Genomic DNA, 15093 nt, shown 5'->3' with positions numbered 1-15093 from the left:
AAAGCATGAAAGACTTGACATTAAACTCACTATTCCATTTAGCAATAAAGAGTTAAAAAATATAGAATATGTAAGTAAAAATATATTAATAAATCTTTTCAATGAATTCAAATTAGTGGAGTTATTGTATATAATTAAAATTTAGTTTATTCTGTTTACTATGCTATTATTTTACTAGCTTGATGGGCAATTTTGATAAATAGATGGGGTTGAAAAATGATGAAAATTTTAGTAACAGGTGGCGCCGGATATATCGGATCGCATACATGTGTGGCTTTAATGGAACAAGGCTATTCATTGATTATAGTAGATAATTTTTCAAACAGTAAGCCTCCAGTGTTAGAAAATCTTCGAAAATTAAATGACAATTTTATTTTTTACAATGTTGATGTGACTGATGAAGAAGCCTTGGAACAAATTTTTTTAAAACATGATATAGAAGGGGCTATTCATTTTGCAGGATATAAGGCGGTTGGAGAATCTGTTGCAGAACCGTTAAAATACTATTTAAATAACGTAGTAAGTACAATGATTTTAGCGAAAGTATGTAAAAAATATAATGTGAATAAATTTGTATTCAGCTCTTCTGCAACCGTTTATGGTGAAAATAAAGTGCCTTTTAAAGAGGAAATGGAGCTATTGCCGACAACGAACCCTTATGGCGAAACAAAAGCTATGAGTGAAAGGATTTTAATGGATGTGGCAAAGGCGAATCCAATCTTTTCTGTTTCGATTTTAAGATATTTTAACCCAGTTGGTGCCCACGAGAGTGGATTAATCGGGGAAGATCCAAATGGCATTCCAAATAACTTGATGCCATATATTACAAAAGTGGCAAAAGGAGATTTAGAAAAGTTAAGAGTATTCGGCAATGACTATCCTACACCGGACGGTACAGGTGTGAGAGATTATATCCATGTCATGGATCTGGCAGAAGGGCATGTAGCAGCGTATAAGCATCTTTCAAAAGGTGTACATATTTACAATTTGGGCACTGGGAAAGGAACTAGTGTGTTAGAGTTAGTTCATGCTTTTGAAGAGGCAAATGGAATAAAAGTGCCATATGAAATAGTGGAACGTAGACCAGGAGATATTGCGGTTTGTTACGCAGACGCTTCGAAGGCAGAAAAAGAATTAGGTTGGAAAGCTAAACGAAGTATTGTTGATATGTGTAGAGATGCTTGGAGATTTGAAAGTCGTCAAAGTCGTTAAGTTTTTAGTACATCCCAAACATTTAACAAAATATTACCAATATTACTCTAGTGAATTTAATTATATTTATGTTACAATGACCCTAGTATATTTTTAAATACTAGGGGGTTTTTTTTTGTCAGATGTAGTAAGTCATAAGAGTCGCAAATATTTAATGATTTTTATAGATATAGTATTTATATTTGCGGCTTATATTCTTGCATTTCATATAAGATTTGATAATATTAATCCACAAAACTGGAATGCTTTTATTTCTCTATTACCATGGATACTATTAATAGGTTTAGTTTTTATTGTAATGTACGAATTATATATATTTGATACAAAAAGTAATTGGGATATTATACGAAGCATTGTCATTGCAAGTACATTAATGCTATTTTTTACGATGGCAGCTTCCTTCTTGTTCCGTGAATTTGCACTTCCACGTTCTGTCATATTAATTGCATACATACTGATGAATATTTTGTTAATCTCTTGGAAGATTTTATACAATATAATTTTTTCAAAAAGCATCGGAACCATTCTTTTTATTGGCGGTGAAGAAGAAGAAGATAAAATTACTGACCAAATTTTAAATCAATATGGCAAAAAAGTACATGTGAAATTTATCTGCAGCAGTGAACCAATAAATCAAATTTTGAAACATTTACAATTTGTAGATTCTATAATGATTGGTTCGGGTATTGAAAATGAGAAAAAGCTAAAAGTGATTTACCATTCTGTCGAAAAGGGTAAACCTGTTTATGTAATTCCAAATCTTTATGATTTATTATTGGCCCACTCAGTTAATACAACTATAGATGATACAATGGTCATGGCAATGAAACCACTTGGCTTGTCGATGGGACAACAAGCTGTAAAACGGTTATATGATATCGTTGCATCGTTTATTGCTTTAGTTCTGCTTTCACCGTTGTTTATAATTTTTGCCCTCCTTATTAAGTTGGAGGATCCAAAAGGCAGTATTTTTTATAAGCAAGAACGTTTAGGTAAAGACAATAAGGAGTTTATTATATATAAGTTCCGTTCAATGGTTGAAGGTGCAGAAAAGATGACAGGTCCTGTATTAGCAGGAGAAAATGATCCCCGTATTACAAAAGTTGGTCGATTTATGCGTAAAACAAGAGTGGATGAATTGCCACAATTGCTAAATGTGCTTAAAGGTGATATGTCCATTGTCGGTCCAAGACCTGAGAGAGAATATTTTGCAAAACAGTTTGAAAAGGAATTAAACCATTATTTTTATCGAAATATTGTTAAACCAGGTATTACTGGTTATGCACAAATAATGGGTAAATATACAACTAGTGTTGATGATAAATTACGGTTTGATTTATTCTACATTAGAAATTATTCATTCATTCTAGATATTATTATTCAATTTAAAACAATTATTGTATTATTTGACAAAACAAAGGCTGAAGGAAAGAAAGCGAGAAAAGAAAGAATCGAGACGAAGAATCTTACTTTAAAATCGTGAATACTTAAGTGTTGGCAAGATTATTAAATATGGAGATAGCTTTTTTGGTATATAACTTCAGTATATCGATACCAAGACATTAGACTAAATAATCGGGCAGTACAAAAAATAATGATTATTCAGTACTGCCCGTATTCGATTTTGCATCAAGTACCCAGCATTACACTCTCACCCCAACTCCTCCCGCAACCGTTTGATCAATCGATTTCTCCGTTTCTTCAAAGCTGAAACAGAAACATGATATTTCTCCGCTAGTTCATCGTATTTATATCGGTAATAATAAAGATCCAACAGCAGTTCCATTTCTTCCTTAGAGACGATTGTCTCCAGCTTCAAAAAAATATCCGAACAGCTTGACTGTCCACCGTTTTTGATTTCCATCTGTTGTGCTAAAAATGTAAGAGTTTCTTTGTCGAAGCTTGTACAATGTTTCTCATAATGATTTTCCTTGCTCATTTCTCGGTAAATCGTCGTGAGCATTGTGCGATAAGCATATGGTGCAAATGGGCCGTAAGAAGGTTCATAGTTTCTCCATGCATTCCATAATGCGATTGTTGCACAATGACGATAATCGTCGTGGTTTTTGTACACCTTTGCTCGTTTTACTACGCTATAAATCATCGGTGTATATTGTTCGAGTACTTGATCAAATGTTTCCATCCTTCTTCTCCTACGATCAGTACTGATCAATATTCCCGGGTGCTACTATCGTAAGAGAAGTTTTATATTTTTTCGAATCGACTATTATCATGATTTTCTACTAATAATTACTAGATTTTTCTATACTATTATCTATAAATTAAAGAAAATTTTAAAAATTCCATAATTTGTATTGTATTTTTTTGTTTATTCTGTATAATTTTAGTTGTAAGTAGTAAAAACGGTTCAATTCTATTATCCTTTATAAATAAAATTGGAAAAGTTCATTAAATATTTACTATTTCAAAATAGATGAAGCAAATTAGCATAGGAGGAAGTTATTGTATGAATGAATTCAATGAATTGGACATGATGAAAAATTTTAATGTTTTTGCAATTACTCCTTTCTATACTGAAGTGCATTCATCTCAGGTTTTGACTTATGATTATGGGAAAATAGCTTCAACCAAAAACACGTATCAACTTCTGGATGACATCTGTATTTATTTCGGTTCGGATTTAAATGGGCGACTAAAATCAGCGAGAAGAATTTTAAGAAAACGGAAAAATCCGCCCATCATTATTTCTGAAGAAAGAGGAATTGTAGCCTGTCAATTTCCATATAAAGATTACCGAGAACCATTATGGGTTATCGATTTAACTTTCAAAGTTCAGCCTGTTGATAAAAATCATTGCTATATTATATTCCATAATAACGAACGCTTTCTTATTCGATTATCAGCGGAAAAAGTGTGGGAAAGAAGAAGACTTGCCCTTGCATTGTTATGTGAAACAAAATATATTTCAGGCAGAAGAAGATTTATCAATTTGTAATGGAATATTTTTTAAAATCTGTTAAACTATTGTTGCCATTCTCCTCTTCATCATAAAGGGACAATCTAATGGTCTCGAAAAAGGAGCGAATTGTGAAAACGAAGCGTTTTCCAATTTGCTCTTTTCATTTTTATTTAAAATTACTCTAATTCCTAATTATAGTAACAACATTGGTTTTTTAGTTTATCTATGCCATAATTAAAAGCATGAAAATGAAGGTACAATTACGTTATTGAGTAGGTGTCAAAATGAGTGTGATAGAACTTTATCAACAATGGAAAAATGAAGACTTGCCGAATTATTTAAAAGAAGAACTGGAGCAAATTGCAGAAAATTTTGCTGCGATTGAGGACCGGTTTTATCAATATTTATCCTTTGGGACAGCAGGGATGCGCGGTATCCTAGGTGCTGGTACGAATCGCATGAATATCTATACAATTCGTCGAGTTGCTGAAGGGCTAGCTTGTTATATCGATTCTCAAGGGGAATCAGCAAAACGCCGGGGAGTCGTCATCGCTTATGATACTCGGCATTATTCTTATGAATTTGCGTTGGAGACGGCTCGTGTTTTAGGGGCTCATGGAATTTCTTCTTATCTATATAAGGAACCGCGGCCAACACCACAATTGTCCTTTACTGTTCGAGAGTTACATGCCTTCGCAGGTGTTGTGATTACGGCGAGCCACAATCCAAAACAGTATAATGGTTTTAAAGTGTATGGCGAAGATGGGGCGCAGTTAGTTCCATCAGCGGCGAAAACAATTGTGGATCATATGGAAAAAATTGAGGATATATTTGCGATTGAAGTGGCGTCTGAAGATAAATTAGAGAAGCAAGGTTTATTGCATTGGATTTTAGAAGAGTATGATGAAAAGTATTTGGCAAATTTATTGACGTTAAAGAATCGACAAGACTTAGCTCTTGGGTTAAGCATAGTGTATACTCCGTTGCACGGGACAGGTTTTGTACCAGTAACAAAAGGATTAGAGGCATTTGGATTTACAAATGTTCATGTAGTAGAATCCCAGGCAACTCAAGATGGTTCGTTTCCAACAGTTGCTTACCCGAATCCTGAAGAGCCAGCTGCTTTTAAGATTGCGATGGAGTTGGGAGAAAGAGTTGGGGCAGATTTGTTATTGGCGACCGATCCAGATGCCGATCGCCTCGGTGTTGCTGTTTGGAACGGGGAGAAGTATGAGCTTTTGACAGGAAATCAGCTTGGTGCTCTATTATTACAATATTTATTAGAGACGAAGAGAGAGCAAGGTACTTTGCCGGAAAAAGGCGCGATGGTGAAGACGATTGTAACTTCAGAAATGGGTACTGCGATTGCGAAGAAATACAATGTAAAGACTTTTGACACATTAACTGGATTTAAGTACATTGCTGAAAAAATTGCGGAGTTTGAGAAAACGGAAGAATATACATTTATATTTGGTTATGAAGAAAGTTATGGTTATTTGATTAAGCCATTTGCTCGCGATAAAGATGCCGTGCAAGTAGCGATTCAAGTCGCTGAAATGGCAGCTCATTATGCTACGAAAGGAAAAAAATTGTCGCAAGTGTTGGAAGAGTTATATGGGGAGTTTGGTTATTATCGTGAGGCTCTAGTGTCAAAAGTGTTTGAAGGAAAAGATGGACAAGAGAAAATGAAAGCCATTTTAGATGGGTTGCGTAAGGATTTACCAAAGGAAGTTGATGGCGTACCGATAGTAAGGGTGGAAGATTACTGGAAGAGTTTGGCATATTTGGTGGACGGCACAACTGAGCCATTAACTTTGCCTAAGGAAAATGTATTGAAGTTTGTGTTGGCAGATGACTCCTGGGTAACGATCCGTCCATCCGGAACTGAACCAAAATGTAAATTCTACTTTGGTGTGGTGAAAGAAAGCAGAGAAGCAGCGGAAGAGTCGCTGGAATCCTTAGTAAGTGCTTGGCATCACTACTTGGCGAGATGAGACAGAAAGGTGTCTGAGTAAGACCCTATCACTAAACATTTTTATAAGGATAAAAACGGCATAAATTCTTATCACACAAGAATTTGTGCCGTTTTTTCTTATAATTGATCTACCTTCTTTTACACTTATGAATAGAATATCCCTAATTATGATTAAAAGAATAAATGTAGTATGAACTTGATATACAATTATTAAAAAACGATGAAATGGTAATGTCCCTGATTCTATTAAATTTTCATGTTGATCAAGTGACAGTACAGGATAACAATATATTAATAATGCATAAGTGGAGTTTTCTATTTAGCAATACATTCTTAATACTTTCAGAATTGTTTAAATTGAACCATGAAAATAAAATCCCATTAAAGGAAGAAGAAGCTATGTTATGCGAACTACAATATGAAGATATTATTGGTGAAAGCGCAATTACAATTGTATCAAGATATGTTGATGAGAATGGTCACAAATACGCTGTTAAAAAATTGAAGAGGGAATTTAAAAACGATGAAGCAACTGTAAAAAGATTTAAAAGAGAAATTGACATATTGCATGTTCTAAAAGGGGAACCACATATCGTTCCATTAATAGCCTATAATGAAGATGAACTGTGGTATATCATGCCTTATGCAGAACAAAATTTGCAACAATATATAACAAGTAATCATCAACTCTTAAATATTGAAACACGTACCAATATTTTTGAACGTATTCTTGATGGAATATCAATTGCGCATTCTAGAAGTATCTTACATCGAAATCTAACTCCACAAAATATTTTATTAATAGATGGGGAATGGTACATCAGCGGCTTTGGGGTAGAAAAGGATTATTCTAGATTTTCTCAAGGTGGATATTGTACTGGAACTTATTACTATGCAGCACCAGAACAAGTAGATAAATTAAAGGATGCAACTATTCAGAGCGATATATATTCCTTAGGGAAAATATTATACTTTGTTCTTACAGGAAGAGAACCAAGCAATTTGCGTGATGCTCCATCAGCATTTAAATTCATTATTAAAGGTGCAATTTCTGAAAAAATAGAGGATCGATTTGAAAATGTTTCGGTTTTAAAAAAGGAATTGCTCAAAAATAAGATGCTGCAATCAAAGTTGAGTTTTTTAAATTGGGAGCATATGACTGTGAGGGAATATTTAAATCAAAAAAACGGTGTTGAGTCGAAAGAACTTTACGAAGTTATTATGAAATCAAATATATATGATCATGTTTATTACGATTTTATCGAGCCTATAATAAACTACTTTGATAATATAAGCGAAATATCAAAGTTTGTATCAGATATAGGAGAAGATAAAGCGCTAAAATTTATAAAATTGTTTATTCAAAATCTTAACCATTGTTATGCACGAGTAGGATGGCCATTCAGTGCAATGAACTCATTTGGTTATTTCCTCAACAGATTTTTTAAGGCTGTACCACAAAGTTCTGCTATCCAATTGGAATGCTTAAAAGAAATGTGGGAGTTAGCTTCCTATCATGATCAATGGGCTATACAAGATTTAATCATAGATATCATTACAAAAAATCAGGTGCCTGCAGAAATAGAAGAAGAACTTGCTTACTATATTTCAAAGAGAGGCATGTATTTTGTTAAATTGAAAAAGTTAAACGCAAGTAATATACATTCGCGTAACATTGCAAAAGCAATTCAGTCAGTAAAAGTAAGTATATGAAGTTGCTAAAAGTTCAAAACATTCTAGGTACCATCTAAATGAGTACCTTGCACTATACAAAAAGTAACTGGCACCAGGAATGAAGCGCCAAACATAGAGATGCTGGAAACTGTGTTTCTCACAAGAAATGTTGGGCACCATCATAAAAATGCCTAGTAGCTTTTCAAGGCATATAGGACCATATTTGAAAATGGGTCTACCAAACAATTCCTCTATTGTTAACATTATACCTAGAAAACACAATTAGGTAGGAGGAGGAATTGCGTTGAAAAAGTTATTGCAAGTTTTTACGATGGTAGCTGCACTTATATTTACGATAAGTACAGCTTTTGCGGCAGAAAACGAGCCAAATGACTCTATATCCCAAGCAAAAGAACTTAAGTTTGAAAATGGCCGAGCAGTTGTGAATGCAAACATCGCAAATTTAAATGATAAAGACTTCTATAAAATTACCCTAAATCGAGCAGGGAAAATCGAAGTAGGGATGACAAATATTGAAAAAACCCAATTTCGCGTAACGCTTATCAATTCATTTAATAAAGAATTGGAAGTATATGAAACAAAAAGTGCTCCAAATCAAGGAGTAGAAACGCTATTCTTCCAAGGATTAGATAAAGGAACGTATTATATAAAAGTTGAACACTTTAAAGGCGATAGCACAAATGCGCCATATACATTAAAAGTTAACTATACAGCAACAGATCTTGTGGAAAAAGAAGATAACAATGATCGAAATAAAGCAAATCCTATTTTACTCAATACAACGTATGCAGGTTGGGCAGATCCAACGAGTGACTTCTATTCTTTCAAGCTAGCAGCAAATAGTGAGGTAAAGGTGAACATCACTCAATCGCCTAAAACGAAATTTGAAGTGTCTTTGTTAAATGCCAATGGAAATCCAATAGAAACTTGGGAAACTTCTTATGCTTCCGGTACAACAACAATTATCCATACTGGGCTACCAGAAGGAACTTATTATTTAAAAATCCTTACTAAAGAGGGAGATTTAAATAATATCCCTTATAACTTCACTGTGAATTTCAGAGCGGATGCGAATTTTGAAACAGAACTGAACAATACTCCATCCACTGCTAATGAAATGTACTTAGGGCAGTTTGCAAAAGGGGTATTAAGCACAAATCATGATGTAGATTACTATCGCCTCTATATTAACGGGCAAACAAATGTTGATGTGTATATGACTCAATTGAGCGGGACTACTTTTAAAGTAGAAATTGCCGATTCATTAGGAAAAGTGCGGAAAGATTATTATACTGCTAATGGGAATGGATCGGTTGAAAAAATAGGGAATCTAGATTTAGTACAAGGTTTCTACACAATTAAAGTATCCCATGATCAAGGGAACAATAATAAAGTTCCATATACTTTAAGATTAGCTGATAGTTACATTTCGATAGAGAAATTTAAAGATTATGAAGCAGGAGCATATTGGGTGCCAGCTTTTGAATGGGGCATTCAAAACAAAGTCATCAAAGGGGATCCAGTAACAAATCGTTTAAATCCAAATCAAAATATTACGGAAGCTCAATGGCTAGCGATGTTATTAAGATATGCGTTGCCACATGAGGCAAAGGATTCGCCGAATGGGAACTGGTATGACACATATTATCAAATTGCGGTAAGAGAAAAAATTGAAGTGAGCAAAAAGCCGAACGAGCCATTGCGTCGTGGTCTTGTAGCGAAAATGTTAGCAAAAGTTTACACAGGTCAAAATATGTCAGAGGAAGAAGCAGTAGATTGGATGTATAAAAATAAAATTACGACAGGTACAAATGTTTCTAAACCACAAGATTATTTGAACTTTAACCCTGCAGGCAACTTGACGCGAGCACAAGCGATTACCTTTATGCACCGCCTCAAAAGAGAAGGTATTGAACCAAGATTAGGAAAGTATTAATGCTAAAAATCAGAGCGGATTGAGGAAAATGATGTTTCCCAATCCGCTTTTTTTAGTTTGAAAAACTTTTGCAACAGCTTGTAAGTTTCTGTAGTGCAACAGGCAGAAGCAGCATCGCTAAAAGGTAAGAAAGCATCTAATGATTTTTATGAAGCTATCAAAAGTTTATTAGTTGTAAAATGGATTATTAGCTGTGCAGACATTCAAATTAACCGAATGTCTAGCACAGTTTTTTATTTTTGAATGAATCCAATATTTATAAGAAATGTAAACCTGAACACATATCAATAAATCGCACCTCCAGTAAGAGATAGAGTTATCCTTCAAATGAGAAATATTTTCAATTAACTATTGAAAATTAAAAAAGCTTTGATATAATGTTTTATATTGATAACGATTATCAATATCAAAATAATAGTAGGAGGATGGTTATAAACTTTACAAATGCAAGAAAAAATTGTTGTGTCAGATATTGATCCAACCATAGGCAGTGGTATTGTTTCCGCCAATGGTACGCCAGAATTATCCATCGCAATAGGTAAAAACGGTCTTCAAGTTGGAGACTCCTTTACAATTAAATTAACCATTGACGGCAATACAAAAGAATTGAAAGTGTATTTGGTAGAAGTGCCAAGCATCTGAACTTTGAATTTGAGAAAAGCTATCATGCTTAGAAACGAACGAATTCCTTAAACTTAAATTCTTTTTAATAAAAATAGCTGATAAGCTGTTCGATACAAACTGAAATACCCCTCTAATTAATATAGATTCCCTCCTTAATTGATAAAAGAAAGCAGTACATGCTTGTGCGTGTACTTGCTTCAACCAACAGAAAAAGTGGTGAAAACTTCAGATATCGGTGGCAAGATAACAACAGCAGATTTGGTGTTGAAGTTTCAGGCACTATATCTTTTGACTGAGACAGTGGTACCTAGTACGGTAGTTTTTACCGAAATATAGAAAGGTTACTATGTTATAATCGTACATAGTAACCTATTATATTTTTATTTTTGTGGAATTATATCTTTTTCATATAACCTATACATAAATGTAATTGCTTGTGCACGTGTCATATGACCATTTGGATTGAAGTTATCATAATTTTTAGGTTTTGAGGGGTCAACACCAGTCGTAATTTCATTATCATATAACCATTGAATCGCATCTCTTTCAGAAACTGTTTGTCCTGTATACACTTTTACTAACATCATTGCTACTGTCCCGCGTCTCAAGGGTTGATTTGGTTTGTTCGCAACAGGAATACCTTGTTGTTTTGCTAGCGTGTAGTAGGAATTGTACCAAATACCAGATGTAGAATCTTTTGCATCATAAGCATATCGCAATAGCATTGCTAACCACTGTGCTTCAGTAATATTCTTATTAGGGTTCAATAAATTTGATTTTTGTCTCCATTGATAATATTATTTTTTGCACCCCAAACAAAAGAATTTGCCCAATAGGCTGGTTGATAGTCTTTGATAGTTGTTATCCCATGACCAGTTACGTATAATTCATAGTTTCCAAATGCATAATCAAAAGAGTTATTATCAAAAATTTCAACATAATATTTTCCAGGTTTAAGGTTTAAAATTTCTTTAATTTTTGCGGGATTACTAGTTGTACTCTTATAAGAATCGATGAATATTACATTATCTTCATTATCTCTTACTTTTAAGGAAACCCAAGCTGTTAATGCAGCTTTAACATTGATAGTTATATCTGATTTATTAGGAACATCGATCATAAATACATCAGTAGAGTCGCTATATGATAAAAAGCCATTTAGAACTTCACCAAATTCAAGTGGTTGTGCCTGTGCAGTACCGTTATTAGGTTCCGCTTCATTATTGTTGGCTGGTGTAAAATTAGCTGTTATATTGTATTTTCCTGTGTAATGATTGATAAAATAATTATCATAAATAACAATATAATAAGTTCCTGGTTCCAAATATAAATTTTCATATTTTTTTGCAGGATTGGCTTTAGAACTTGTAGAACTTCTACTTATTATTGTGTTATTGCTTTCTTAAGCTTTTCCAAAAGTAATTTCCGAACTTGCAAAAGCAGAATTTGAGAAGATAAACAAGAACAATCCTACTAAAAATGAAAATGTATATTTATTCATAGAAAAAGTTCTCCTTTGTTACTTATATAAAAAGAGTTTTACTACATAAATGGTATTTAGGTGTTTGGCTTTCTATCAAAAAATAAATTTAAATCTGTTTTATCGGTATCATCGGCTAAAGCCTTATGTATTTGTTCGCTTAACAGTTGCAATTTTTGTTTTTCATAGAATGGAACACTAATATAATATGGATTTCCTGATTTTTCAATTATTAATAATGTTTGGATTCCACTACCTAAAATTCCTATACCAATAACTAGGAAAATTACCCCCCAATAAAACTATTAACCATAGTGTCTAATGCAAAAAATATTATAAGTAGTCCTAAAATAATAGGTTTAATAAGATATTTTGAAGTTAACATAGAACCAGAGATGTTTTTTAAAGGAATGCTTTGTTGGTCTTTACCAGCTGGAATAAATCCTAAAATTGTATTAGTCAAGTTAGTTTTAACAAAGCGACTATCAACCTCCACTTTACCTTTAATCCAGAAGAAAAGTAAACTTGTTGAGAATACAAACTGTTTCATTTTTTCCCTCCTAATAAAAGCAATATTTATTAATGATTTACCATATAGTTGGTAAAAAAGGTATATTTTTATGAGTTTGTTTTTATTTGGTAGATTATACTATTTGATTTTTACTATTATGATTGATATTAGGAGCTAACCTATCATGAGGGGAGAGTAAGGAAAGCTTAAATGAAATAATGGTTACTACTTTAATAAAGTTCTAAGAAGAATAATGTAGAATAATAGTACATTATCAATATAGTAGTTTTTGTTTTGCAGGGGGGTCATCACAATGAGAAGGAACTACTTGCATCTTGCTATACGGAGTCATTGAAACTGACAAAGGAATATGGATGCGTATAGAATGCCTTTTCGGTTATTTCATCAGGAATTTTTGATTATCCAAAATGGGAAGCGTTAGAAATAGCCATAACTAAAATCCAATAATTTTTACAGGAATAAAATGTAGATTTTGTTTACATCACAATTTTTGATGAGGAAATGGTGCGAACTAGTAAAGAACTGCTCAGGGATATATGACTTCTCGTCAATCCTTACTTTTTTAAAGAAATAAAAGGGGAATCCCCTTAAGCATCAGGAATTCCCCTCATTAGCTAATATGATTATCCAAATATAATATGAAACATTTATTTTAAACCTCGGCCAAGCATTGCGAAAATTGAAACCGCTTTCGAAAAAGTTTACCAATACAATCATTCAATGGTCATTTTATTCTCAACCATGAAATTTGGAGACCATTCGAATTCAATTTCAAATTCGTGTTTGTCGCCTTTTACCGTGTACTTATAATCGACTTTCAATTGATTTCTTGGATACACTTCGATTTGTTCTGTTCCTTGTACGAAAGTGAATTTTCCTTCTTTTTTCAACTTTTGTGCAATTTTCTCAAGCATTGTTGCAAAATCTTGGACATTTTGCACTTCCTTATGTTTAATAAGCACTTGTGTGAAAGGTTTTTCTTGATTTGTACGTTCCATTGTAATCGCCTCCTTTATCTCTTACTTCCATTGTAACACGACCTTAGATGTAAAAATAATTTTCCGCATGCAAAAAAGCTAGAAAGTACTCATCGTGAATACTTTCTAGCCTATTTTTTATTCAGCAACAAATTCTTGTTTCATTTTGATTAAACCATATACGTAGAAGAAAATACTAAATGTCACGATAGTAAGAATCACAAATAATACGGCTTTCCCTGATTCTCCCGTCCAACGATAAAATAAACGGTAACTGTAATAAATAAAGATTACCATCATCGCTAATGAAGCTAACCAACCGATAAATGGAATAAATGACACTACAAATAACACAGCATATATAATCATCCAAGTTAATGCATCTTTTTTCACTTCTTCCGGAGTCGTTTTCTTTGATCCAAAAGCGAAGAGTAAATATGCATTTACTAAAGGAATCCATGCTAAAAACGCAAGATCTTCAGGACCATTTGTTTTTGCTGTAAAAAAGTAAATAAGTGCAGTAATTACATAGCAAATCACAGCGAGAATTAATAGTACAAAGAATCCCCCAATAAGACCAACAATATAGCTCTCATCAAAATTCGGAGACATCCTACACCTCCTTTCCAAAGATAGGAATCTTTCTTAGGAAAATCAATGTATTATATGTATCCATTTGAATGAAATAACCCAACTTCTCAAGAAAATGAATCAATCTGCTTAAAGAGCTTACTTCACAAATTACTTTTTTCTTAAATATTATTTCTTTAAAAAGTAAAAAGTCTAAACTTTACAACGTAGAAATAAAATTCCTCATAAAAAATAAAGCACATTCTGTTTCTTTGAGAATAAAATATTACAGAAATGCGGAGAATTTTTGATGAAACCGTAATAAATGTATGTCAAAAGTATGATAAAAATATGATAAATTCTCTTCAATTTACAAAATGCTCAAATGAAAATGCAAAAAAAGGATAAAATAAAGATGTAACAAGTACTTGTACAAAATTATAAATAGGGAGGAATTGAGATGTTCGATTTAAGACCGTTCAGAAGAAGAAATGATGATTTATTTGAACGTTTCAAAAGTGCCTTTGATGATATGTTTAATCAAGATTTCCTACCTGCATTCGGCAATGACTTCAAATCACTCCGCACAGATATTACAGAAACGAAAGATGCCTACATTGTACAAGCTGACTTACCTGGTTTTTCAAAAGATGACATTCAAATTGATATAGAAAATAACTATTTAACAATTCGTGCAAAACGAGATGATCGCTTAGAAGAACGAGATGAAAAAGATCGTATTATCCGTAAAGAACGTCATTTCGGTGAATTTTACCGTTCATTCTATGTAAACGATATTGATCAAGACAGAATCGAAGCAGAATTAGAAAATGGGGTATTAAAAATTACACTGCCAAAAATTTCACCGGATGATGAGAGTCCTTCAAGACGTATACAAATTAAATAAAAATGAATGGGGCTATGACGTATTGTCATAGCTCTTTTTCTTACTTTTTGTCTTAAATGAAATTACAATTTCTTGTTATTTTCGATAAATATTTTTCATGAAATTCAACTTATTCATTGTTCTTTTTTTCTATAAGTGATAGACTAAAATTGTATATAGGATTATTTCCTCTATAGCAATAAATTACTTTTCCCGCTAGGAAATACCAGGTTGGTAGCCCAAAAGAAAAAGCACAAACTAAGAAAGTTTGTGCTTTTTCTTTTTG

The 15093-nt window shown here is 33.0% G+C and carries 14 protein-coding genes and 1 pseudogene; 9 read left to right on the top strand and 6 right to left on the bottom strand.

Annotated features, from left to right (window positions below):
• Positions 1 to 219: 219 nt before the first annotated feature.
• On the top strand, positions 220 to 1212 hold the full coding sequence (gene galE / locus NST00_RS00070) for a UDP-glucose 4-epimerase GalE (protein WP_339289601.1): 993 nt from the start codon (positions 220 to 222) through the stop codon (positions 1210 to 1212).
• A gap of 115 nt (positions 1213 to 1327) precedes the next feature.
• Positions 1328 to 2695 carry a sugar transferase gene (locus NST00_RS00065; RefSeq protein WP_340709457.1) on the top strand — a complete coding sequence of 456 codons (1368 nt, stop codon included), beginning with the start codon at positions 1328 to 1330 and terminating at the stop codon, positions 2693 to 2695.
• 168 nt (positions 2696 to 2863) lie between these two features.
• On the opposite strand, the gene NST00_RS00060 is transcribed toward NST00_RS00065, so the two are convergent.
• On the bottom strand, positions 2864 to 3355 hold the full coding sequence (locus NST00_RS00060) for a sigma-70 family RNA polymerase sigma factor (RefSeq protein WP_340709456.1): 492 nt from the start codon (positions 3353 to 3355) through the stop codon (positions 2864 to 2866).
• Between the two features lie 324 nt (positions 3356 to 3679).
• On the opposite strand from NST00_RS00060, the gene NST00_RS00055 reads away from it, so the two are divergent.
• The 5 genes from NST00_RS00055 (at position 3680) to NST00_RS00035 (ending at position 10380) form a co-directional block, all read left to right on the top strand.
• Positions 3680 to 4168 carry a competence protein ComK gene (locus tag NST00_RS00055; protein ID WP_016839611.1) on the top strand — a complete coding sequence of 163 codons (489 nt, stop codon included), beginning with the start codon at positions 3680 to 3682 and terminating at the stop codon, positions 4166 to 4168.
• Between the two features lie 248 nt (positions 4169 to 4416).
• Positions 4417 to 6126, top strand: coding sequence for a phospho-sugar mutase (locus NST00_RS00050; protein ID WP_340709455.1), 1710 nt, complete (start codon positions 4417 to 4419; stop codon positions 6124 to 6126).
• Positions 6127 to 6338: 212 nt separating this feature from the next.
• Positions 6339 to 7820, top strand: coding sequence for a serine/threonine-protein kinase (locus NST00_RS00045; RefSeq protein ID WP_340709454.1), 1482 nt, complete (start codon positions 6339 to 6341; stop codon positions 7818 to 7820).
• A gap of 265 nt (positions 7821 to 8085) precedes the next feature.
• Positions 8086 to 9738, top strand: a complete 1653-nt coding sequence (locus NST00_RS00040) for an S-layer homology domain-containing protein (RefSeq protein ID WP_340709453.1) — start codon at positions 8086 to 8088, stop codon at positions 9736 to 9738.
• Positions 9739 to 10182: 444 nt separating this feature from the next.
• The gene (locus NST00_RS00035; RefSeq protein ID WP_016839607.1) at positions 10183 to 10380 is read left to right on the top strand and encodes a hypothetical protein; all 198 of its coding nucleotides are present in this window, start codon (positions 10183 to 10185) and stop codon (positions 10378 to 10380) included.
• 362 nt (positions 10381 to 10742) lie between these two features.
• On the opposite strand, the gene NST00_RS00030 is transcribed toward NST00_RS00035, so the two are convergent.
• From NST00_RS00030 to NST00_RS00020, 3 genes and pseudogenes are all read right to left on the bottom strand, one after another.
• Complete coding sequence (locus NST00_RS00030; RefSeq protein ID WP_340709452.1) at positions 10743 to 11087, bottom strand: S-layer homology domain-containing protein; 345 nt, start codon at positions 11085 to 11087, stop codon at positions 10743 to 10745.
• A gap of 38 nt (positions 11088 to 11125) precedes the next feature.
• Positions 11126 to 11686, bottom strand: coding sequence for a hypothetical protein (locus NST00_RS00025; RefSeq protein ID WP_340709451.1), 561 nt, complete (start codon positions 11684 to 11686; stop codon positions 11126 to 11128).
• Between the two features lie 233 nt (positions 11687 to 11919).
• A pseudogene (locus NST00_RS00020) lies at positions 11920 to 12392 on the bottom strand (hypothetical protein).
• A 231-nt stretch (positions 12393 to 12623) separates the two neighbouring features.
• Between NST00_RS00020 and NST00_RS14915 the strand changes: the two are divergent.
• On the top strand, positions 12624 to 12737 hold the full coding sequence (locus NST00_RS14915) for a hypothetical protein (protein WP_445329565.1): 114 nt from the start codon (positions 12624 to 12626) through the stop codon (positions 12735 to 12737).
• A gap of 350 nt (positions 12738 to 13087) precedes the next feature.
• Here the strand turns inward: NST00_RS14915 and NST00_RS00015 are convergent, their stop codons facing one another.
• A complete protein-coding gene (locus tag NST00_RS00015) occupies positions 13088 to 13372 on the bottom strand; it encodes an amphi-Trp domain-containing protein (RefSeq protein WP_340709450.1) in 285 nt (94 codons plus the stop codon).
• Between the two features lie 117 nt (positions 13373 to 13489).
• Complete coding sequence (locus NST00_RS00010; RefSeq protein WP_340709449.1) at positions 13490 to 13963, bottom strand: hypothetical protein; 474 nt, start codon at positions 13961 to 13963, stop codon at positions 13490 to 13492.
• A gap of 418 nt (positions 13964 to 14381) precedes the next feature.
• Here NST00_RS00010 and NST00_RS00005 point away from each other — a divergent pair, with 418 nt between their 5' ends.
• The gene (locus tag NST00_RS00005) at positions 14382 to 14828 is read left to right on the top strand and encodes an Hsp20/alpha crystallin family protein (protein ID WP_016839601.1); all 447 of its coding nucleotides are present in this window, start codon (positions 14382 to 14384) and stop codon (positions 14826 to 14828) included.
• Positions 14829 to 15093: the final 265 nt, after the last annotated feature.

Origin of the sequence: Ureibacillus sp. FSL K6-0165 (assembly GCF_038004285.1) — a bacterium.
GTDB classification, from domain to species: Bacteria; Bacillota; Bacilli; order Bacillales_A; family Planococcaceae; genus Ureibacillus; species Ureibacillus thermosphaericus.
This window is presented reverse-complemented; position numbering and strand designations above follow the sequence as displayed.

Excerpts from the sequence above, each read along its gene's own strand:
- NST00_RS00030 (WP_340709452.1), bottom strand. The coding sequence starts at position 11,087 with ATGCTATTGCGATATGCTTATGATGCAAAAGATTCTACATCTGGTATT.
- NST00_RS00015 (WP_340709450.1), bottom strand. The coding sequence starts at position 13,372 with ATGGAACGTACAAATCAAGAAAAACCTTTCACACAAGTGCTTATTAAA.
- NST00_RS00050 (WP_340709455.1), top strand. The coding sequence starts at position 4,417 with ATGAGTGTGATAGAACTTTATCAACAATGGAAAAATGAAGACTTGCCG.
- NST00_RS00055 (WP_016839611.1), top strand. The coding sequence starts at position 3,680 with ATGAATGAATTCAATGAATTGGACATGATGAAAAATTTTAATGTTTTT.
- NST00_RS00005 (WP_016839601.1), top strand. The coding sequence starts at position 14,382 with ATGTTCGATTTAAGACCGTTCAGAAGAAGAAATGATGATTTATTTGAA.
- NST00_RS00035 (WP_016839607.1), top strand. The coding sequence starts at position 10,183 with ATGCAAGAAAAAATTGTTGTGTCAGATATTGATCCAACCATAGGCAGT.
- galE (WP_339289601.1), top strand. The coding sequence starts at position 220 with ATGAAAATTTTAGTAACAGGTGGCGCCGGATATATCGGATCGCATACA.
- NST00_RS00010 (WP_340709449.1), bottom strand. The coding sequence starts at position 13,963 with ATGTCTCCGAATTTTGATGAGAGCTATATTGTTGGTCTTATTGGGGGA.
- NST00_RS00045 (WP_340709454.1), top strand. The coding sequence starts at position 6,339 with ATGTCCCTGATTCTATTAAATTTTCATGTTGATCAAGTGACAGTACAG.
- NST00_RS00060 (WP_340709456.1), bottom strand. The coding sequence starts at position 3,355 with ATGGAAACATTTGATCAAGTACTCGAACAATATACACCGATGATTTAT.